This is a genomic window from Vibrio sp. Makdt, from assembly GCF_027587015.1.
Classification (GTDB): Bacteria; Pseudomonadota; Gammaproteobacteria; order Enterobacterales; family Vibrionaceae; genus Vibrio; species Vibrio chagasii_B.
In genome coordinates this window covers 17,492-38,250 of record NZ_JAPPTH010000006.1, presented here as the reverse complement: position 1 = coordinate 38,250, position 20,759 = coordinate 17,492, and the positions used below count along the sequence as shown (strand labels likewise).

Annotated in this window: 17 protein-coding genes; 9 read left to right on the top strand and 8 right to left on the bottom strand. The window is 45.3% G+C overall.

The window, feature by feature from the left end:
• The first annotated feature begins 41 nt into the window (after positions 1-41).
• The 4 genes from ileS (at position 42) to ispH (ending at position 5,229) form a co-directional block, all read left to right on the top strand.
• Positions 42-2,882, top strand: a complete 2,841-nt coding sequence (gene ileS, locus OH460_RS09410) for an isoleucine--tRNA ligase (RefSeq protein ID WP_008221594.1) — start codon at positions 42-44, stop codon at positions 2,880-2,882.
• Between the two features lie 160 nt (positions 2,883-3,042).
• The gene (gene lspA / locus OH460_RS09405) at positions 3,043-3,543 is read left to right on the top strand and encodes a signal peptidase II (protein ID WP_269996929.1); all 501 of its coding nucleotides are present in this window, start codon (positions 3,043-3,045) and stop codon (positions 3,541-3,543) included.
• A gap of 159 nt (positions 3,544-3,702) precedes the next feature.
• The gene (fkpB, locus tag OH460_RS09400; protein ID WP_269996928.1) at positions 3,703-4,134 is read left to right on the top strand and encodes an FKBP-type peptidyl-prolyl cis-trans isomerase; all 432 of its coding nucleotides are present in this window, start codon (positions 3,703-3,705) and stop codon (positions 4,132-4,134) included.
• A 138-nt stretch (positions 4,135-4,272) separates the two neighbouring features.
• Positions 4,273-5,229, top strand: coding sequence for a 4-hydroxy-3-methylbut-2-enyl diphosphate reductase (gene ispH / locus OH460_RS09395; RefSeq protein WP_081090359.1), 957 nt, complete (start codon positions 4,273-4,275; stop codon positions 5,227-5,229).
• 104 nt (positions 5,230-5,333) lie between these two features.
• Here ispH and btsR read toward each other — a convergent pair whose 3' ends face one another.
• The 3 genes from btsR to OH460_RS09380 all read right to left on the bottom strand — a co-directional run bounded on the left by btsR (position 5,334) and on the right by OH460_RS09380 (position 9,589).
• The gene (btsR, locus tag OH460_RS09390; RefSeq protein ID WP_269996927.1) at positions 5,334-6,065 is read right to left on the bottom strand and encodes a two-component system response regulator BtsR; all 732 of its coding nucleotides are present in this window, start codon (positions 6,063-6,065) and stop codon (positions 5,334-5,336) included.
• A gap of 102 nt (positions 6,066-6,167) precedes the next feature.
• Entirely contained in the window at positions 6,168-7,838 is a 1,671-nt protein-coding gene (locus OH460_RS09385) for a sensor histidine kinase (protein WP_105058967.1), read from the bottom strand.
• A gap of 263 nt (positions 7,839-8,101) precedes the next feature.
• Positions 8,102-9,589 carry a carbon starvation CstA family protein gene (locus tag OH460_RS09380; RefSeq protein ID WP_061033335.1) on the bottom strand — a complete coding sequence of 496 codons (1,488 nt, stop codon included), beginning with the start codon at positions 9,587-9,589 and terminating at the stop codon, positions 8,102-8,104.
• Positions 9,590-9,922: 333 nt separating this feature from the next.
• Here OH460_RS09380 and OH460_RS09375 point away from each other — a divergent pair, with 333 nt between their 5' ends.
• Complete coding sequence (locus OH460_RS09375) at positions 9,923-10,273, top strand: DUF2799 domain-containing protein (RefSeq protein ID WP_269996926.1); 351 nt, start codon at positions 9,923-9,925, stop codon at positions 10,271-10,273.
• Between the two features lie 114 nt (positions 10,274-10,387).
• On the opposite strand, the gene murQ is transcribed toward OH460_RS09375, so the two are convergent.
• From murQ to OH460_RS09355, 4 genes are read right to left on the bottom strand one after another with little or no spacing between them, the layout of a single operon-like run.
• Complete coding sequence (gene murQ, locus OH460_RS09370) at positions 10,388-11,320, bottom strand: N-acetylmuramic acid 6-phosphate etherase (protein WP_269996925.1); 933 nt, start codon at positions 11,318-11,320, stop codon at positions 10,388-10,390.
• A gap of 31 nt (positions 11,321-11,351) precedes the next feature.
• Positions 11,352-12,464, bottom strand: a complete 1,113-nt coding sequence (locus OH460_RS09365; protein ID WP_269996924.1) for an anhydro-N-acetylmuramic acid kinase — start codon at positions 12,462-12,464, stop codon at positions 11,352-11,354.
• Between the two features lie 10 nt (positions 12,465-12,474).
• Positions 12,475-13,344, bottom strand: a complete 870-nt coding sequence (locus tag OH460_RS09360; protein WP_269996923.1) for a BadF/BadG/BcrA/BcrD ATPase family protein — start codon at positions 13,342-13,344, stop codon at positions 12,475-12,477.
• Entirely contained in the window at positions 13,341-14,939 is a 1,599-nt protein-coding gene (locus OH460_RS09355; protein ID WP_269996922.1) for a sodium:solute symporter, read from the bottom strand. Before OH460_RS09355 ends, OH460_RS09360 begins: the two co-directional genes overlap by 4 nt.
• A gap of 239 nt (positions 14,940-15,178) precedes the next feature.
• On the opposite strand from OH460_RS09355, the gene OH460_RS09350 reads away from it, so the two are divergent.
• The 4 genes from OH460_RS09350 to tyrA all read left to right on the top strand — a co-directional run bounded on the left by OH460_RS09350 (position 15,179) and on the right by tyrA (position 19,577).
• Positions 15,179-16,027, top strand: a complete 849-nt coding sequence (locus OH460_RS09350) for a MurR/RpiR family transcriptional regulator (protein ID WP_269996921.1) — start codon at positions 15,179-15,181, stop codon at positions 16,025-16,027.
• Between the two features lie 11 nt (positions 16,028-16,038).
• Complete coding sequence (gene nagZ, locus OH460_RS09345; RefSeq protein WP_269996920.1) at positions 16,039-17,028, top strand: beta-N-acetylhexosaminidase; 990 nt, start codon at positions 16,039-16,041, stop codon at positions 17,026-17,028.
• Between the two features lie 246 nt (positions 17,029-17,274).
• Entirely contained in the window at positions 17,275-18,348 is a 1,074-nt protein-coding gene (locus OH460_RS09340; protein ID WP_061033329.1) for a 3-deoxy-7-phosphoheptulonate synthase, read from the top strand.
• Positions 18,349-18,449: 101 nt separating this feature from the next.
• Complete coding sequence (gene tyrA / locus OH460_RS09335) at positions 18,450-19,577, top strand: bifunctional chorismate mutase/prephenate dehydrogenase (RefSeq protein WP_102425996.1); 1,128 nt, start codon at positions 18,450-18,452, stop codon at positions 19,575-19,577.
• A gap of 130 nt (positions 19,578-19,707) precedes the next feature.
• On the opposite strand, the gene OH460_RS09330 is transcribed toward tyrA, so the two are convergent.
• The gene (locus OH460_RS09330; protein ID WP_065584727.1) at positions 19,708-20,739 is read right to left on the bottom strand and encodes a M23 family metallopeptidase; all 1,032 of its coding nucleotides are present in this window, start codon (positions 20,737-20,739) and stop codon (positions 19,708-19,710) included.
• Positions 20,740-20,759: the final 20 nt, after the last annotated feature.

Genomic DNA, 20,759 nt, shown 5'->3' with positions numbered 1-20,759 from the left:
ATAATGTCTAACTTCGCCCAATATAACGGAATTAAGAATCGATGAGTGATTATAAAGATACCCTGAACTTACCAGAAACAGGGTTCCCAATGCGCGGCAATCTGGCAAATCGTGAGCCAGAAATGCTTAAGCGTTGGTACAAAGAAGATCTTTACGGCGAAATCCGTAAGGCAAAGAAAGGTAAAAAATCTTTCGTACTGCATGATGGCCCTCCATACGCGAACGGCGACATTCACATTGGCCACGCGCTGAATAAGATTCTTAAAGACATTATTATTAAATCTAAGACCCTTTCTGGTTTTGATGCACCGTACATCCCTGGTTGGGACTGTCACGGTCTTCCAATCGAATTAATGGTTGAGAAGAAGAAAGGTAAGCCAGGTCAGAAGATTTCGGCTGCTGAATTCCGCGAAGAGTGTCGTAAGTACGCTGCGGGCCAGGTTGAAGGTCAAAAAGAGAGCTTCAAACGTCTTGGTATCATGGGCGAGTGGGACAAACCATACCGCACTATGGATTTCGGCACAGAAGCGAACATCATTCGTTCTCTAGGCAAAATCGCAGACAAAGGCCACTTACTGAAAGGTTTCAAACCTGTTCACTGGTGTACTGACTGTGGTTCTGCTCTGGCTGAAGCTGAAGTTGAATACAAAGATAAAGTATCTCCATCTATCGATGTGAAATTTACTGCAGCTGACGAAGCGGCGCTTCTAGAGAAATTCTCTCTAGCTGACGGCCACGCTGGTCAGGGCGAAATCTCTATCGTTATCTGGACAACAACACCATGGACTCTGCCTGCTAACCGAGCGGTATGTCTACGTGATGATCTTGAATACGTGCTTATCCAAGTAGAAGCGAATGGCGACCAGCCAGCTCAACGTATCGTTGTTGCTTCTGAACTAGCAAAAGACGTAATGGATCGTGCAGGCATCGAGCATTTCCATAACCTAGGCTTTGCAACTGGTGCTGATCTTGAGCTTTCTCAGTTCAACCACCCGTTCTACGACTTCACAGTTCCTGCGATCCTTGGTGATCACGTTACGACTGATTCTGGTACTGGTGTGGTTCACACTGCTCCTGGTCACGGTCAAGAGGATTTCGTGGTTGGTAAGAAGTACAACCTAGAAATCGCTAACCCAGTAGGCTCTAACGGCGTTTACCTGCCTGATACTGAGCTATTTGCTGGTCAGCATGTATTCAAAGCGAACGACTCTGTTTTAGAAGTTCTAAAAGAGAAAGGTGCACTTCTGCATCACCACGCTTACGAGCACAGCTACCCACACTGTTGGAGACACAAAACTCCAATCATCTTCCGTGCAACACCACAGTGGTTCATCTCTATGGATCAAGCTGGCCTACGTGCAAAAGCACTAGAGTCAACGAAGAATGTTGAGTGGATGCCTGAGTGGGGTCAAAGCCGTATCGAAGGTATGATCGAAGGTCGTCCTGAGTGGTGTATCTCTCGTCAACGTACTTGGGGTGTGCCAATTGCTCTGTTCGTTCATAAAGAAACGTCAGAACTTCACCCAGATAGCTCTGAGCTAATCGAAAAAGTAGCGAAGCTAGTTGAAGAGAAAGGTATTCAAGCTTGGTGGGATGTAGACGCAGCTGACCTAATGGGCGCTGAAGACGCAGACAAGTACGAAAAAGTGCTAGATACGCTAGACGTATGGTTCGATTCAGGCGTTACACACTTCTCTGTTGTTGATTCTCGTGAAGAGTACAACGGCAACAGTGCTGATCTTTACCTTGAAGGTTCTGACCAACACCGTGGTTGGTTCCAGTCTTCTCTAATTTCATCTATCGCGATGAAAGACGAAGCACCATACAAGCAAGTGCTAACACACGGCTTCGTAGTAGATGGTAACGGCCGTAAGATGTCTAAATCTATCGGTAACGTTGTTGCTCCTAAAGATGTAACCAACAAACTAGGCGCAGACATTCTACGTCTATGGGTTGCTTCTACGGACTACACGGGTGAAGTAGCGGTTTCTGATGAAATCCTTAAGCGTTCTGCTGATGCTTACCGTCGTATTCGTAACACTGCTCGTTTCTTCCTAGCGAACCTAAGCGGTTTCAACCCTGAAACTGACCTAGTGCCTGCTGAAGAGATGGTTGCACTTGATCGCTGGGCTGTTGGCCGTGCTCAAGCTGCACAAGAAGAGATCGTAAAAGCATACGGTGAGTACAACACTCATGGTGTAACTCAGCGTCTAATGCAGTTCTGTTCTATCGAAATGGGTTCTTTCTACCTAGACGTAATCAAAGACCGTCAGTACACAGCAAAACAGGGCAGCCATGCTCAACGTAGCTGTCAGACTGCGCTTTACTACATCGTAGAAGCTCTAGTTCGTTGGATGGCACCTATCATGTCGTTCACTGCAGATGAAATCTGGAACGAGATGCCTGGTCAACGTGACAAATTCGTGTTTACTGGCGAATGGTTCGAAGGCCTATTCGGTCTTGCTGAAGGCGAAGAGCTAAGCAACGAATTCTGGGCTGAAATCCAAACGGTTCGTGGCGCTGTGAACAAGCTTCTTGAAGACGCTCGTAAAGAGAAAACAATCGGTGGTGCACTGCAAGCTGAAGTGACTCTATACGCTGATGACGCACTAGCGGCTAAGATCAACAAGCTAGAAGATGAGCTACGTTTCGTACTTATCACTTCTGCTGCGGTTGTTAAGCCACTGAGCGAGAAATCTGATGCGGCTCAAGCGACAGACGTTGAAGGTCTATTCGTTGAAGTTGCAGCAACAGAAGCTGAGAAGTGTGACCGTTGTTGGCACCACACACCAGACGTAGGCACAATTGAAGGACACGAGAAGATCTGTGGCCGTTGTGTATCAAACGTTGATGGTGAAGGCGAAGTGCGTAAGTTCGCATAACGACTCAGAGAAAGACTGAACTTTTTGTAAAAATCATAGCCCCAGTATCAACTGGGGTTATTTTTAGTTATAGGAAATGTGTTTAACCAAGCTGATTCTTCATGGCGACTCAAACCGAGTGTGCGAATGAGGAATCGCTTCGTAAATACTAGGAATAGAAATGAGTGAAGTTTCGTTAAAACAATCTGGTGTACGTTGGTTATGGTTAGCTCTGCTGGTTTTTCTTGCAGACATCGGCATCAAACTCTTTGTCATGGACAACATGGGTTATGGCTGGGCAAACCGTATTGAAGTGTTGCCGTTCTTTAACTTTTTGTACGTTCATAACTACGGTGCTGCATTCAGCTTCTTGAGTGATCAAAGTGGTTGGCAGCGTTGGTTATTTACAGGTATTGCTTTTGCTGTAACGGGCATGCTGACGTACTGGATGAGCAAGCTACCAGCGACAGAAAAGTGGAACAACATCGCTTATGCCATCATCATTGGTGGTGCGGTAGGTAATGTATTTGACCGTGTCGTACATGGCTTTGTTGTCGATTACTTAGATTTCTACTGGGGCACTTACCACTGGCCAGCATTCAACTTAGCCGATATGGGTATTTGTATTGGTGCCGCGATGATCATCCTAGATGGTTTCCGTAAGAAAGATGACAGCAAATAGCTTTTCAATAGATGCTCTAAAGTCAGTCTATGACTCACAGAATAGAATAGCCCTAAGCGCTGTCGGTTGATTCCGGTGGCGCTTTTTTTTATGCTTCAGTCAACAAGGAAGCAAAGAAAAATGCATCCTCAAATAATAAAGAAGTCTAAGGAAAGTAACGTGGCAGCAATTAAAAATGATTCAGCAGTAACCCTACATTTTACGATTAAGATGAAGGATGGTTCAGTTGCCGATAGCACCGAAAATATGGGCAAACCGGCGAAGTTCGTGATGGGCGATGGTAGCCTAAGCGAGAACTTTGAAGCGTGCTTACTTGGGCTTGAAGCCGGTACTGAAAAGTCTATTGACCTGAAAGCGGAAGATGCATTTGGTATGCCGAATCCAGATCATGTCCACCACATGGACCGTGCTAAATTTGTTGGTGACTCTGAGGTTGAAGTGGGCACTATCATGGCATTTTCTGGCCCTGACGGTATGGAAATCCCAGGTATTATCACTGAGATCGCTGGCGATTCTGTGACGGTTGATTTTAATCATCCACTTGCAGGCCAAGATGTTACGTTTGACGTCAATATCTTAGCTGTAGAATAATTCTCTGAACCTTAGAATAGCACCGTCTTACAGCGCTGTGATGTTACCCAGCGCTTCACTGTCTAGGCGCTTCACTGTAGAATGCGAGCCTCGCCGACGGCGAACTCTATAGAAACAACCTTAGTACCGCGGTAAATGATGAGCAATGAAATGAAAATAATGTTAGCTAACCCTCGTGGCTTTTGTGCCGGTGTTGATCGTGCGATCAGCATTGTCGAGCGCGCACTCGAAATGTACCAGCCACCGATCTACGTTCGTCATGAAGTGGTACACAACCGCTTTGTTGTTGAGGGGCTAAAACAACGCGGTGCTATTTTTGTCGAAGAACTTAGCGAAGTGCCAGACGATAACATCGTGATCTTCTCTGCTCACGGCGTGTCTCAAGCGGTTCGTAAAGAAGCGAAAGAGCGTGAGCTAACGGTATTTGATGCAACGTGTCCTTTAGTAACTAAAGTACATATGGAAGTGGCTCGTGCGAGCCGAAAACATATGGAAGTAGTACTGATTGGTCACGCAGGTCACCCTGAAGTTGAAGGTACTATGGGTCAATACGCGAGCCAAACGGGTGGTATGTACTTGGTTGAGAAGCCAGAAGACGTGCAAAACCTAGTGGTGAACGATCCAACTAACCTGCACTACGTGAGTCAAACGACGCTATCTGTTGATGAAACCGCTGATGTAATCGAAGAGCTACGTCGTGTATTCCCTGAGATTCAAGGCCCTCGTAAAGACGACATCTGTTATGCGACTCAAAACCGTCAAGACGCTGTTCGTGAGATGGCAAACGACGTTGACGTTGTGATTGTCGTGGGTTCTAAGAACTCATCGAACTCAACACGTTTGAAAGAGCTGGCTGAGAAACTAGGCACACCTGGTTACTTAACGGATTGCCCTGAAGACATTCAAACAGAATGGGTTGAAGGTAAGAAGAAAATCGGTGTAACAGCTGGTGCATCTGCTCCTGAAGAGCTAGTAAATCAAATCCTAGATCGAATTCGCGAGCTTGGTGCTACTGACGTTGAAGAGATTCAAGGTCGTGAAGAGAATATGTTCTTCGAAGTACCAAAAGAGCTACAGATTAAACAAGTCGATTAATCTCTATCGATTTGTGACATTAACGATTCGTCATACCGTCGATTCGCAAGCAGTAAAAAGCCAACGTTGATACGTTGGCTTTTTTGATCGTGCGCTTTGATAAGCTATTGGATACCGAGTTGTTCTTTTAGTGTCTTGAGATAGCGACGACTCACAGGCACTTCAAAGCCGGTAAGCGTGACGATCTCCGCTAATCCATTCTCTAGCAATTTGATCTCTTGGATCGATTTTATGTTGATCAAGTATTGTCGGTGACAGCGGATCAAATCGGTTTTCTCTTCCAAGATCTTTAGCGTCAGCTGTGAAGTGGCCGTTTGCGATGAACAGCGAACATGCACGCCGCTGATATCAGAATAGGCACACTCGACACTTTGGCTCGCCATGATCACAATACGGTTGTGACCAATACACGGAATCTGTTCTAAGCGTGAAGGAGCAATTGAAGTGACATCTTGCTCTGGTGCTTTTTGGTTTTGCTTGACGACTTTATTCAGTCGAGAAACACTTTTATTGAGTCGGCAGGGCTCAACAGGCTTAAGCAGGTAATCAAAGGCGTTGTCTTCAAAGGCTTGAATCGCATATTGATCGTAAGCGGTCACAAACACTACGTAAGGCATTGTCTCTGGGTCAAGCATACTCAACAGCTCAATACCTGTAACTTGAGGCATCTGAATATCCAGATACACCACGTCGGGTTTAAGAAGGTTGATCTGCTTAAGTCCTTCGATCGCGTTGCTTGCTTGACCGATGACTTCCACTTCTCCCGTTTCAGTCAGTAACTCAATCAGCTCTTCGCGAGCAAAAAGCTCATCATCGATAACGAGTGCTTTTAACATCCTGCAATCTTCATTTTTGTTCTGTCCCTGCTTATTCCGCTTATCTTTTTTATGCCTGCTTCTAAATGTCGCTAATGAGAAGCGATTACCTACGAAACACCATTATTTTAGTATAGGTATGATAAAGCTCATTCGAGTAAATTGCTGTGGTTGAGATTCTATTTTTAGTGCTGAGTCTTGTCCAAAGAAATTAGTGAGTCGTTTATCAACAATTTCCATCCCTAATCCTACATGATCTTGAGATGGTTTCTGGTAGGTACCAGCATTGTCTTCGACGATCAGTCTAAATCCACCTTGGAAAGCTTCGCTATAGATCTTCACTTTGCCGCCTTCCAGCATATTTGAAATCCCATGTTTAATGGCATTTTCAACCAGAGGTTGCAGGGTAAAGCTTGGCAATTGTGATTCAAACAATTGTGGGTCTATATCCCATTCAATTTCTAAGCGGTCAGTAAAGCGCGCCTTTTCGATCGTCAGGTACGCATTAACGTGCGCGAGCTCGTCTTTAAGCTTAACGGTATTAATATTCTGTTTGAGGTTGCTTCTGAAGAAGTGAGACAGATGCTGAATGAGCTCACGCGCTTTATCTGGATCACGACGTGTTACGGCACTGATGGTATTGAGTGCATTAAACAAGAAGTGCGGGTTGACCTGTGCGTGCAGCAGTTTGATTTCAGCTTGAGTGAGCAGGGTTTGCTGTTGCTGATAGTTGCTGAACAGGATTTGACTCGATAACAGCTGAGCAATACCTTCAGCCATCGACATGTTGATGGTTGAAAACAGCTTCAGTTTGGGCTCATACAGTTTAATGGTGCCGACGACTTCGTTACCGGCACGCAGTGGGATAATCAACGCTGACCCCAGCTTACAATCCTGTGAGAGAGAGCATTGGTATGGGTTCTCTTTACCATCGAGGTAGATGATGTCGTTCTGTTCCATCGAAGTCAGTGTGCTTTGCGATGAAATAGGGGTGTTAGGGATATGGTGCTCATCGCCGATGCCAACGAAAGCGAGAATTTTTTCTCGGTCAGTGATTGCTACAGCACCTACGTTGGTCTCTTCGTAGATGATGCGCACGATCTTCTGCGCGTTATCAGACGTGAAACCACCGTGAAGAATACCCACCGAACGTTCAGCAATGGTCAGTGCGCGGCGCGAGAAGGTTGCTGAGTATTTCTCAAAGATGGTTTTACGGTCTTGGATGATACTCATGAACAGTGCTGCACCCACAGAGTTGGCAATGATCATCGGCGCTGCAATGTCGGAAACCAGCGCGTAAGACTGTTCAAATGGTTTGGCGACTGCAAGCAGAATCAACATCTGAATGATCTCTGCAAATAGCGTCACAGAGAACACCACCATCGGATTAAATAGCTGGCTGGCTTTGTTCTTTCTGACTAAGTACACATGCAGTAAACCACCAATCAGGCCCTCAGCAGTGGTTGAAATCGCACATGCCAAGTCGGTGAAGCCACCTAATGAGTAACGATGAATCCCGCCAGTAAAACCCACTGCAAAGCCAACCACAGGGCCACCAAACAGGCCACCCATCACCGCGCCCATTGCACGTGTGTTGGCGATGGCGTCATTTATCTGTAGGCCGAAGTAGGTGCCCATAATACAGAACAGAGAGAATAGAACGTAACAGCTGATCTTATGGCTTAAGCGTGAAGAGATGCTCAACAAAGGAAGAATCAGTGGGGTTTTACTTAGCATGTAAGCGATCACTAAGTAGACACAGGTTTGTTGAAGCAGAGAGAGAATGAGTTCCATATTTTCACCTATTGAGACGCTTGTTAAGTGTAAAGCTCATTGTGTGGTAAGGGTAGTTTTGCTTTTGTTTGTAAGGTTTTTCTCGAGCGATTAGCGCTTCTCACTTTCTTGCTTAACCAGTACAGACAATAAAGCCCATCACAGGGGATGGGCTTTAGTCTTAATATCCATGAATCACTGAGTGATTACCGGAACAAGCGAAGTTGTGTTTGGCTGTTCTTGTCTTTCTATGAAGACTGGTCTTTTACAAAGAGTTTAAAGAACTAGGCTGTTTTAGTTTCACCTTTTGCTTCTTTTTCTTCATCAGCAAGGTCGGTTTCGCCTTTGCCTTTAGAAATCTTGATTACGTAAGCCGCAACACCCAGCGCACTAATCACACCAACGATAGTTGAGATTTGCATTGGTAGGCCGAAACCAAGTTGGCTGTTGTTCAGGATGAATGTGATACACACAGACGTCATGAAGATAGCTGGAACCGTCGTTACCCAGTGCAGTTTGTTGTGACGTAGTAGGTAAGCTGAAGCTGTCCACAACATCATTACTGCTGTTGATTGGTTAGCGAAACCGAAGTAGCGCCAGATGATACCGAAGTCTACTTGAGTCAGGATACCACCGATAACGAACAGTGGTAGAGCCATCAGTAGGCGGTTACGCAGTGTCTTCTGTTCCATGTTGAAGTATTCAGCCAGGATAAGACGGCTTGAGCGGAATGCAGTGTCACCAGATGTGATTGGTAGGATAACCACGCCTAGGAAAGCAAGGATACCGCCGAATACACCTAGTAGGCCAAATGAAGCGCTGTATACAACGTTACCTGGACCGCCGTTTGCTACCGCTTCCGATAGAGACTCAACTGAACCAAAGAACGATAGTGCAAGTGCACACCAGATAAGAGCGATGATGCCTTCACCAATCATTGCACCGTAGAATACGAAGCGACCGTTCTTCTCGTTTTCCATACAACGCGCCATCAGAGGTGACTGAGTTGCGTGGAAGCCAGAGATTGCACCACAAGCGATAGTGATGAATAGAGCAGGCCATAGTGGTAGGTCGTTCGGGTTCATGTTGGTGAACATGTCGCTGATTTCAAAACCACCCATGATTTGGTGTTCATCAGAGAAGCCAATCGCAGTGATAAGGCCAACTGACATGAAGATAAGCAGAGCACCGAACAGTGGGTAGAAGCGACCAATGATTTTATCGACAGGGACAATCGTTGCGATGATGTAGTAAGCAAAGATAACAACAACCATAGTTGTTGCAGACATCGCGAAATCAGTTTGGTCGTTCACTAGGTTAGTGATCATGCCTGCTGGAGCGGAAACGAATACCACACCAACTAGAAGCAGTAGAACAATGGCAAAGATATTCATAAAGTGTTTTGCGCCATTGCCTAGGTAACGTCCAGTGATGGTAGGAACCGAAGCACCGCCATTACGGATAGATAACATACCTGAGAAGTAGTCGTGTACTGCACCTGCGAAGATACAACCTAGTACGATCCATAGCATTGCTGCTGGGCCGTATAGGGCACCCATTATAGGGCCGAAGATTGGACCTACACCTGCAATGTTTAGCAGTTGAACTAGGTAAACCTTTGGAGTCGACATTGGAACGTAGTCCACGCCGTCTTGCTTAGTGTGAGCAGGTGTTTGACGCTTTTCATTGATACCAAAAATCTTCTCGATAAAGGTACCGTAAATAAAGTAGCCACCAATGAGTGCTGCGACACAGGTAAGAAACCACATCATAATTTGTTATCCCTGAATGTATTAATTAAGTCAGGGTGTATATTAGAGGAGTGTATGGAAAGAAACTTCCGCTACTGGAGTGAGTGGTCGAATAGCTAATTAAGTGGTGTTATAACCGGTTTAGTGGTTTGTGACCTTTGTTGAGTGGTGGGGTAGAAGTGTTGAGAAGTATCGTGCTTCTGTTAAGTGGTCGATAGTGAGCATTAAACGGCGCGTAATAAAGATCAACGGCAGATAACAGAGATGAGTGGACATCAGCTCCCGTTCAGCGGAGAATCACCAACAGAGGCAAAGCTTCATTTAGAAGTGGCTAGGGAAATATAAAGGATTGAAATGAAAAAGATAATAGCACTATTCGCCGTAGCATTTAGCCTTGCAGGATGCAGCGCCAATGTTCAAGATTTAGCGGCAGAAGGCAACTGGCAAGAGATTGGCTACCGCGATGGTATTAAAGGCAACACTCAACGTTCGTATTCAGAGATGGCAGAATTGGGCGCGGTTGACCAAGCAAGTTACAACGAAGGTTACCAAATTGGTGTGGCTGAATATTGTAACCCTAACCACGCATACCAGATTGGCCTATCTGGTCAGGTGTATGAAGGTGTTTGTTCTGGTACCGAAGATGCCCAGCGTTTCCGTATGGAGTGGCAACGTGGCTGGGATGAGTTTTCAAACGACCACTAACTTCGCTCGTGATTAATCACACCTCTTAAGCGGAATCATTAAGCTTAAATTGAAAAAAAACCAGTACCTTATGTGTACTGGTTTTTTGTATCACGCTTTCGTCAGTATTGAAGATTAATCCGACATTGACTGATTATTCTCGACCGCTTTTCTTAAAAAGCCGTTCTGCTGGTCAAGCTGAGCCTTCGCCGCCTGCAAATCAAGCCCGGTCAGAATCATTAAAATCGCAAGTTTTACGTCATAATCGGTAGTTTTAAGTGTCGACACTGCCAACGCTTTATCACATTCGGTTGCTTGAATAACGATACGAGCGGCGCGGGCTACTAGCTTTTCGTTAGTCGCTTTTACGTCGACCATCAGGTTCTGGTAGCTCTTACCAATACGAATCATGCTCGCTGTGGTCAGCATATTAAGAACCAGTTTTTGCGCTGTACCGGATTTCAGCCTTGTTGACCCCGTTAGTGCCTCTGGGCCAACCACTGGGCTTATCGCGATCTGAGCAATATCAGCAATTGGCGAATCTGGATTACAAGACAGAGCAACCGTCACCGCACCGATTTGATTGGCGTAGTTGAGTGCGCCAATCACGTAAGGCGTACGCCCGCTTGCCGCAATGCCAACCACAACATCCTTTTCTGAAAATTGAATCGCTTTCAGATCATCAATACCTAACGTCAGCGAATCTTCAGCCCCTTCTTTGGCTTTCAAAATGGCTTCTGGTCCGCCGGCGATAAGGCCGATAACCATTTTGTCTGAAACGCCAAATGTGGGCGGGCACTCTGAGGCATCTAATACGCCCAATCGACCACTAGTGCCAGCACCCATGTAAATCAGTCGCCCTCCGTTTTGAAAGGCCTGAGCGATTTTATCAACGGCCTTAGCTATTTGCGGTAGTTCAGCTTCGATCGCCAGTGGGACTTGTTTGTCTTGTTGGTTAATCTTTTCGACCACTTCAAGAGAAGTGAGTAGATCAATATCCATAGTGTCAGGGTTTCTCCCCTCCGAAACGAGGTGCGAGAGCGCTGATATGAGAGCGTCGTTACTCATAATGATCCTTAAATGATGATTCTAAAATGGTTTAGTTAGCACTATATAGAACGCCTAGAGAGGCAGATCTACTTGCACCAGTCACTTCTGGTAAATTGCTCGGTAGTTGATGAACATGACGTTGAGCAAGCCAAGCAAAAGCCATCGCTTCCATATAGTCAGCGTCTACACCTTTGCTGGTGGTTGAGGCAACCTCCCAGCTTGGTAGAAGCTCAGACAGCCTCTTCATCAATAGTGGGTTTCTAACCCCACCACCACATACATATAATGCTGGTTCGTTACCTAAGCGGTAAGCCTCGACTTCATTGGCTATCGTCAAAGCCGTGTATTCGCAAAGTGTGCGTTGGACATCTTGTGCTGAGATGTCATTAAATTCTGTTAATTGTTGCTCTAACCAAGGCAGATTGAATAGCTCTCTACCGGTACTTTTCGGCGGTGTTTGAGATAAATAAGACGCTTCCAGCAGTTGTTTTAATAAGGCTTGATTAACTTGACCTTGAAGTGCGAACTGAGCGTCGCGGTCAAATTTTTCACCCGTGTGTTTATCTACCCAAGCGTCCATTAACATATTGCCTGGGCCAGTATCATAACCAAGTGTTGGTTGATTCGGGCGCAGTACTGAAATATTCGATATGCCACCAATGTTCAGCACAACAACTGAGCTTTCTTGCGGTTGAAAAATAGTATGGTGAAAAGCGGGGACCAGTGGTGCACCTTGTCCACCAAGCGCCATGTCTTTACGTCTGAAATCTGCGACGGTTTGAATCTCGGTTTTAGCAGCAATAATGTTGGCATCGCCTAACTGCATGGTAAAGGGAGAGTCGCCTGTTGGTTGGTGGAATACCGTTTGACCATGATTGCCAATTGCGGTGACAGTTGATGCTGGAGTCTCTGACTTGGCGAGAAGCTGTAGAACGGCATCAGCAAATAGGTGGCCAAGCTGGTGGTCGAGCTCACCAATGGCAATCAAGTCAGTTTGCTGACCGATACATACATTAAGCAGGCGTGTTTTGAGTTCCTTTGGCATTGGAAACTCATCATGAGCAAGCAGTGTGATCCGGTTGTCTTCTATCGACACCAGTGCCGTATCAACACCGTCCATGCTGGTGCCTGACATCACGCCAATGTATAACTCTGACTTCATGGTCATTTCCTTAATTAAGCGGGCGAAGCTTTTGATGTGCGATGATTTCTGCGCCATCTAAAGCATTACCTTGAACCTCTAAGCTGCGATCTTGTAGCGCTTGTGGCAGTTTGTCACGATAGAAAGAGCCTAAGCTGCCTAAGAACATGATCGGTAGTGAGTTGTTGTCTGAGCATGTTCGTGCAAGCAGCTCAATTTCTTGAATACCTTGCTCAACGATGTTTTTTGCCGTCGGACAACATGGTTCTAACTCGACAAGCTCTTTTGCAAGTTGAGCATAATCGGTTGCGTTGGCTGAGCGAGTCCATTTTAGAATCGCACTGCGGACATTGCCTGTTTTCTTCATGACTAGTTGACTCGTTAACGAGCAACGTTGAGCGTCAAACTCGACAAGTGTTTGCTGAACCGCTTTAAAACCAAGCCAAGCGCCACCACCCTGATCGCCAATGGGGAAACCCCAACCGCCAAATTGATGGGTCACGTATTGGTTGTCTAATTGAATCGCAACCGAACCAGTGCCAATGGCAATACAGTTTACGCCTTCCCCTCTATTTGCACCAACGACCGAGGCTTCAGCATCGCTCGTCACATACAGGTTTGGGAAATGAGACAGTGCAAGTTGTAATTTTGCTTTTAGTTGAGCATTACCTGCGCCAGCAACACCGACCACAATATAACACTGTTTCGGACTTATCTGATTCACACTCAGCATTTCTTCAATGTAATGAGTGAGTTGAGTGATGGCTGTTTCACCGTATAAGGTCAATGACGTTGCGGCCAAAGTACGCTCTTTAATTACGCTCGGTGTTGGCGAAATTCGCTTGAGTCTCATTGCGGTTTTTGTGCCGCCACCATCGACGGCTAGAGTATGAGTAATCATTGGCTAACTGTTTGTAGTTTGTTTGCTTCTTGAGGCTGCTTCTTGCCTGATAGACAGACGAGCAATGACACAAAGGTACCTACACACAGTTGATACGGGAAGGCCAATCGAACACCCACCCAATCCGTATTAATCATCCCCATTACGCTATCCCAAACATAAGCTTGCATCAGTAACGTAGTTAAGAAGCCGGCGACAAGCGCTAAAGCTACTGATGTTTCATTGCCACGTTCGGTGAAAATCGCTGTGAAGTAAACACCCAATAACCCAGTGTAAGCAAACACCATTACACTCAAAGCGAACGACAATAATGGCATGTCGGTGTATTGCTGCCAGTAGTAACACAAGATACCCATGCTACCTAAGGCTAGCGCAGCTGCGGCCATACCAAAGCGACCCGCTTTTACATAATGGAAATCATCTTGTTCGCCTTTACGAGCTTCTAACCATGGTTTGTAGATATCTTGAATCGCAACAGAAGACATTGAATTCAAACCTGAGTTTAGTGTTGAAAGCGCTGCCGCAACCACGCCAACGGTCACTAAGCCTCGAAGGCCAGCTGGCATTTCATTGAGCACGTAGTACATGAAAATCGTCACGTTCTCACCATTAAAGCTCTGCACGACATCTTTTCCTTCGACACCCATCAGGTCCGGTCGTTGATAGAAAACATACAGAAGCAGACCAATCGACATGAAGACCAACACAACAGGGATAGAGAAGATGATTGAGTTGATCATCGCCTTAGAACCTTGCTTGGCATCTTTACAGGTTAGAACTCGCTGGGTCATGTCTTGATCAAGACCAAACGCACCAATGTTCAGTAGTACAAAACCAGTAATACATGCCCAGAAGCTGAAAGTACCAGCAGGTGTTAAATCCAGTGTGAAATCGAGTAAGGTCAGCTTAGAAGATTGACCTTCGCCAGGGTTTGCAAGCACTTGTGCGATTTGGCTGAAATCTGCCGGGATCTGGCCTAATAAGTAGATAATGACCGCAATGGCTGCACCGACGTACACCACGAGTTGGATAAGATCACTCCAGATAACCGAGCGGATACCGCCCATGTAGGTGTAAGCGAGGCCAACGGTGACCAGAATCACCACGGAAGTGACAACGCTGCTAGGGTCAATATTGGTAAACAGAATCATGGATACTGCGATAGCCGCCATATACAGACGAGCACCAGAAGCAAACACACGACCCACCAAATACATTACACCGGCACGCTGCTTGGTCTTCTCGCCAAAACGCACTTTCAGCAACTCATATACTGTAGACACTTTGTTTTGATAGAAGCGAGGGATCAGAACAAGTGCGACAAAAATGGCACCCAGAATACCGCCAATATTGGTGGCTAGGTAAGTGAGGTCTCCACGGTAGCTCGATTCTGGTCCACCTAAAAACGTTGCTGCTGATTGTGATGTCGCCAGCACTGAAATAGCGACCACCCACATTGGCATCGAATTACCACCTAAAAAGTAGTCCTTGGTACTCGTGATTTTTGTTCGGCTGAAATGCCAACCGGTGAAGGCGATAACAACGAAGTAAATCGCAAATACCGCCCAATCCAGCGAAGTAAATAGTGAATTCATAGCAGCTCCATAGCATGAATAGATAAGAAGGTGTTTATTATTATTTTTTCAGAATGACAGTTTGAATAATGAGTTTCAAAACCTATTCCTTGGTGGAATAGTGACCAGAGGTTTTCTTTGATGATGCTCCCATAAGGTGGTGTGAGCTATTCCAAATGAGAAGGTGGAAAGGAATAATTATTCCAATGGAAAGGCAAAACTCGTTATGATGATGACAGTTGAAAGAGGAGAGGATTAGAGTGAAAGGCATTGCTAAAGTAAAAGCGTTATTACCAAAGCTCTCTCCATCGGATTCGCTGGTGGCACGATATGTATTGGATCACCCGCAGCAGGTCAAGCAGCTCTCTTCCCCTGAATTAGCGAAAGCGGTAGGTGTGAGCCAGTCAACGATCGTCAAGTTTAGTCAGAAGATCGGTTATAAAGGCTTTTCTGAAATGAAGGTGAAACTCTATCAGAGTGATATGAGTTATCAGCCCGTTTCCCTGCGAGGGATACACGGCACCATCACTAGAAAAGATTCGCCAGATACCGTGATGGAAAAACTTCTTGCAAGCAAAACACAATCGCTTGAACGTACCGTGTTATTAAATGAGGGCGAACAGCTGAGTAATGCCGCTGACTTACTGCACCTTGCTAATAGAATCCAAATTTCAGGTGTCGGAGCATCATCTCTAGTTGCGAAAGATTTCGCTTATAAGCTGATGAAAATCGGTCATGCGGTTCATGCTGAGCCAGATGCTCATATTCAGATTGCCAACGCGGCATCGCTTACTGAAAATGATGTGTTGGTAGCGATTTCCTATTCAGGAAAAACCAGAGAAGTCGTAAAAGTGGCTCAGTTAGCGAGATCGAAAAAGGCCAAGGTCATTGTGATTAGCCAGTTATCTCCTTCGGCTCTGGACAAGTATGCTGATATCAAACTCATTTCGGCGGCTGACGAGAACCATATTCGTAGTTCCTCTATCACAGCGCGTGATAGCCAACTTTATATTACTGACTTGTTGTTCATTGCGTTAACTCAGCAAGAAGAGCAAGCCGACCAATTAATCGAACAAAGTAAATCTGCGGTAGCGGAATTTAAGCAATAGAAGGACATATTATGGGACCGTTGTGGGTTGATGTTGCAGGCTACGAACTGACTGCGGAAGACAAAGAAATTTTAGAGCACCCAACTGTTGGTGGTCTCATTTTATTTGCTAGAAACTACCACGATAGCAAGCAACTATCGGCTTTAAATAAAGAGATTCGCAAAGCGACTAAGCGTCCTATTTTAATTGGTGTTGACCAAGAAGGAGGACGAGTACAGCGTTTTCGCGATGGTTTTTCTATTATCCCTGCTGCTCAAGAGTTCGCGACTCAAAAGAATGGTGAACAATTAGCAGAACAAGCTGGTTGGTTGATGGCGGCGGAGCTGATTGCTCACGATATCGATCTAAGTTTTGCACCAGTATTAGATAAAGGTCATCAATGTAAGGCGATTGGTAACCGAGCATTTGGTGAAGATATCGATACCATCGTTCGTCACAGTAGTGCATTCATCAAAGGCATGAAGTCGGTTGGTATGGCGACAACTGGAAAGCACTTCCCTGGTCATGGTGGTGTGATAGCCGATTCGCACCTTGAAACCCCTTACGACCCTCGAGACGATATCTTTGAAACCGATATGGCGATCTTTAAGGCGCAAATTGAAGCGGGAATATTAGATGCGATGATGCCTGCACACGTGGTTTTCTCTCATTATGATGACCAACCAGCAAGTGGCTCTAAATATTGGTTACAGAAAGTATTGAGACAAAAACTGGGCTTTAAAGGCCTGATCTTCTCTGATGATTTAACGATGGAAGGTGCTGCGATCATGGGCGGACCAGCCGACAGAGCAAAAGCAGCCTTGAGTGCGGGCTGTGACATGGTGTTGATGTGTAATAAACGAGATGCACAAATTGAGGCTCTTGATAACTTAGCGATTCAAGAGGTGCCTTTAGCCAACTCATTGCTTAAAAAACACAGCTTTGATTTGCCGACTCTTCACTCTGATACCCGATGGAAAGAGGCTTCAGAGCAGATTAAGCGAATGCTAAACGATGAGTGATAAATAAACACTCTACAAATTTAAAGAAGGCGATATGAGAAATATCGCCTTTTTTGTATGTAGTGATTGTGGTTTAAGCCAGTATTCTTATTAAAACGATTTAAAAACCGCGTGTAAATTTTAATTTACACCAAATGTTTTTTATTGTTTACGCTTGCAATCGTTTTTGTAGCTGTTATTGTGTTTTTAAAGATTGTTAACCCAAATGGAAATGTTGGGTGTAAAAATAAATATACAGGTTGAGTTATGCAGAAAAGTGAATTAAGCAATGTCAATATTATCGACGAACAGGTACTGATTACTCCTGAGGAGTTAAAAGCAAAACTGCCTTTGAGTGATAATGCTCGTCGTTTCATTCAAGAGTCTCGTCAAACTATCGCAAACATCATCCATAAGAAAGATCACCGCATGCTGGTTGTATGTGGCCCGTGTTCTATCCATGATGTTGAAGCGGCAAAAGAGTACGCGAAACGCCTAAAAGCTTTATCTGAGCAACTTAGCGATCAACTGTATATTGTTATGCGTGTTTACTTTGAAAAGCCTCGTACTACGGTGGGCTGGAAAGGTTTAATCAACGACCCTCATCTAGATGGTACTTTCGATATTGAGCATGGTTTGCATGTAGGTCGTGAATTACTGGTTGAACTTGCTGAGATGGAAATTCCACTGGCAACAGAAGCACTAGACCCAATCAGCCCGCAATACCTAGCTGATACATTCAGCTGGGCGGCGATCGGCGCACGTACAACGGAATCACAAACGCACCGTGAAATGGCAAGTGGTCTTTCAATGCCTATTGGTTTCAAAAACGGTACAGATGGCAACCTAGGCACAGCAATCAATGCGATGCAGGCAGCTTCTTCTAGTCACCGTTTCATGGGTATCAGCCGTGAAGGTCAAGTTGCACTATTAACTACTCAAGGTAACCCAAACGGTCATGTTATTTTACGTGGCGGTAAGCAAACAAACTACGATTCAGTATCCGTACACGAATGTGAGCAAGAGCTTGGTAAATCAGGTTTAGAAGCAGCACTGATGATTGACTGTAGCCATGCTAACTCTCGCAAAGATTTCCGTCGCCAGCCTCTGGTTGCCGAAGATGCGATTCACCAAATCCGTGAAGGTAACAAGTCGATCATCGGCCTTATGATTGAAAGCCATATCAACGAAGGAAATCAATCTTCTGATATACCTCTCAATGAGATGAAATACGGTGTTTCAATTACCGACGCGTGTATCAATTGGGACACAACTGAGGCACTATTGAAACATGCACATACGGAACTAGTCCCGTTCTTAGAGAACCGTTTGAAAGGTTAGTCAGAGTTTAAAAGTTAAGTGCCTCATCTAATGGGGCATTTTAAGATCTGTTGCTAACGAAATCGGCGTTGGTACGGGCTTATAGATTAGTAAGGAATAAAATGGCCGTTGAACTGAACGAATTACGCGACCAAATTGATGCTGTCGATAAACAGATGCTGGATTTACTGGCTCAGCGACTTGCTCTTGTTGAGAAAGTTGGTGAAGTGAAAAGTGAACATGGATTACCTATTTATGTGCCGGAGCGTGAAGCGGCAATGTTGGCGTCTCGTCGTCAAGAAGCAGAAAAAATAGGGGTTCCACCACAGCTCATCGAAGATATTTTGCGTCGAACTATGCGTGAATCTTATGCCAGCGAAAAAGACTCTGGTTTTAAGTGTCTTAACCCAGAATTACGTTCAGTGGTTATCGTTGGTGGTAATGGTCAGCTGGGTGGCTTATTTGGCCGTATGTTTAAGCTTTCTGGCTACGAAGTGAAAGTCCTTGGTAGTCAAGATTGGGATAAAGCCGATGAAATCCTAGATAACGCTGGTCTTGTGGTTGTTACCGTTCCAATTCACTTAACGGAAGGTGTGATTGCGAAACTTGGTAACCTGCCAAGCGATTGTATTCTTTGTGATTTAACATCGATTAAATCAAAGCCGCTGCAAGCAATGATGAACATGCACCAAGGCCCTGTTGTTGGTCTTCACCCTATGTTTGGCCCTGATGTACCAAGCCTAGCTAAGCAGGTGATTGTTTACAGTGATGGGCGCGGTTCTGAAAGCTACCAATGGCTACTGGAGCAATTTAGTATCTGGGGTGCGAGCCTATGTCAGATGGATGCTGCTGAGCACGACCACGGCATGACTCTGATTCAAGCGCTTCGCCACTTTACCTCTTTTGCTTACGGTCTACACCTAAGCAAAGAGAACCCGAACATCGACCAACTTCTGAAGCTTAGCTCTCCAATCTACCGTCTAGAGATTGCGATGGTTGGTCGTCTATTTGCTCAAGACCCGAACTTGTACGGTGACATCATCCTATCTTCGGATGAGAATATTGAGATGATTCGACGCTTCCACCGTTGTTTTGGTGAAGCACTCGAGATCTTAGACGGAAAAGACAAAGCCAAGTTCGTTGAGAGTTTTAACCAGGTGAGTGATTGGTTTGGTGACTACTCACAGCAATTCTTGCAAGAGAGTCAAAGCCTGTTAAAACAAGCACATGACTCGATTCATCGCGGTTAATACTGTGGTTTGAAAAATAAAAAAAGAGCGACCATTTGGTCGCTCTTTTTGTTTGTGTTGAATGCCGATATTGCATCTGGCCTATAGTAGGCAAAATGCATTTGGATCATCATGGGCCAAACGAACAAACCTAGTTAGTCACGATAGGCTCTTTGTTATTCTCGTTCGATACTCGGTTATCATCGCTGGATACTGTGTCGATAGTTGAACTGATATAAGGCACGTTAGTCAGGTTGATCTGCAAGCGAACCACGTTATCAATCAGCTGAACGAGTGGGCCCCATTTCACCTTTTTCTCTTTCTCAAACACGTAATTGAAGTTTTCTGGTGTCCAATCCATCAAGTATTGAGGGTTCAATGAGCGACCAAGGAAGCGTACTTCATAATGCAGGTGTGGCCCAGTTGAGTTACCTGAGTTACCACAGCTCGCAATCACATCACCTTTACTGACAAACTGACCGCTGCGAACTTTGAATTTTTGCAGATGCGCGTAAGAGCTCATGAAGCCAAACGAATGGCGCATGGTGATAAAGTTACCAAAGCCTTTCTTGCTTGGGCGTACGGTTTCAATCACACCATCTGCTGGTGCTAAAATATCTTCACCACGCTTACAAGTAAGGTCGATACCAGTATGGTTGTGGCGTTTGCCTGTAATTGGGTTAGTACGGCGACCGTATGAAGACGAGATGCGTTGATAAGCCATCGGACTATCATTAGGAATTAAGCGGAACATGGTAGCTCTTACCGCGGAATCGACGGCTGCAGCATCAATGCGGTCTTCTAGTGAAACCTCATCGGTGTGTAACTCTTCATCAGCCAGGCCAAGAACGGACTCCACATCGAATACACGCTTACCCAGTAATTGAATCGTACCTTCTTTCTCAGTTAAGGCTTGAGATAGGTTATGGTTGGTTTCAACTTGTTCCGCGTATAAGAACTCGGTCTGTTCTTTTTCAACAATCAGAGTTTCAATTAACTGTTGTGCATCACCGGCTTGTGCAGCTAGCTTGTTTTTACTCTCAAGGTGCATGTAGGTTGCACCACCAATCAGCATCGGTACTGAGAGCAGGGTTGTCATGCATAAGAGTACGGCTTTTCGACCGAAGTAAAACGTCTGTTCCCCCTGACTAGAGGGAATAGTAATGGACACTTTTTTAGACATGGTTCTGTATTAACTAAATG

Excerpts from the sequence above, each read along its gene's own strand:
- ileS (WP_008221594.1), top strand. The coding sequence starts at position 42 with ATGAGTGATTATAAAGATACCCTGAACTTACCAGAAACAGGGTTCCCA.
- lspA (WP_269996929.1), top strand. The coding sequence starts at position 3,043 with ATGAGTGAAGTTTCGTTAAAACAATCTGGTGTACGTTGGTTATGGTTA.
- ispH (WP_081090359.1), top strand. The coding sequence starts at position 4,273 with ATGAGCAATGAAATGAAAATAATGTTAGCTAACCCTCGTGGCTTTTGT.
- btsR (WP_269996927.1), bottom strand. The coding sequence starts at position 6,065 with ATGTTAAAAGCACTCGTTATCGATGATGAGCTTTTTGCTCGCGAAGAG.
- OH460_RS09385 (WP_105058967.1), bottom strand. The coding sequence starts at position 7,838 with ATGGAACTCATTCTCTCTCTGCTTCAACAAACCTGTGTCTACTTAGTG.
- OH460_RS09380 (WP_061033335.1), bottom strand. The coding sequence starts at position 9,589 with ATGATGTGGTTTCTTACCTGTGTCGCAGCACTCATTGGTGGCTACTTT.
- OH460_RS09375 (WP_269996926.1), top strand. The coding sequence starts at position 9,923 with ATGAAAAAGATAATAGCACTATTCGCCGTAGCATTTAGCCTTGCAGGA.
- murQ (WP_269996925.1), bottom strand. The coding sequence starts at position 11,320 with ATGAGTAACGACGCTCTCATATCAGCGCTCTCGCACCTCGTTTCGGAG.
- OH460_RS09365 (WP_269996924.1), bottom strand. The coding sequence starts at position 12,464 with ATGAAGTCAGAGTTATACATTGGCGTGATGTCAGGCACCAGCATGGAC.
- OH460_RS09360 (WP_269996923.1), bottom strand. The coding sequence starts at position 13,344 with ATGATTACTCATACTCTAGCCGTCGATGGTGGCGGCACAAAAACCGCA.
- OH460_RS09355 (WP_269996922.1), bottom strand. The coding sequence starts at position 14,939 with ATGAATTCACTATTTACTTCGCTGGATTGGGCGGTATTTGCGATTTAC.
- nagZ (WP_269996920.1), top strand. The coding sequence starts at position 16,039 with ATGGGACCGTTGTGGGTTGATGTTGCAGGCTACGAACTGACTGCGGAA.
- OH460_RS09340 (WP_061033329.1), top strand. The coding sequence starts at position 17,275 with ATGCAGAAAAGTGAATTAAGCAATGTCAATATTATCGACGAACAGGTA.
- tyrA (WP_102425996.1), top strand. The coding sequence starts at position 18,450 with ATGGCCGTTGAACTGAACGAATTACGCGACCAAATTGATGCTGTCGAT.
- OH460_RS09330 (WP_065584727.1), bottom strand. The coding sequence starts at position 20,739 with ATGTCTAAAAAAGTGTCCATTACTATTCCCTCTAGTCAGGGGGAACAG.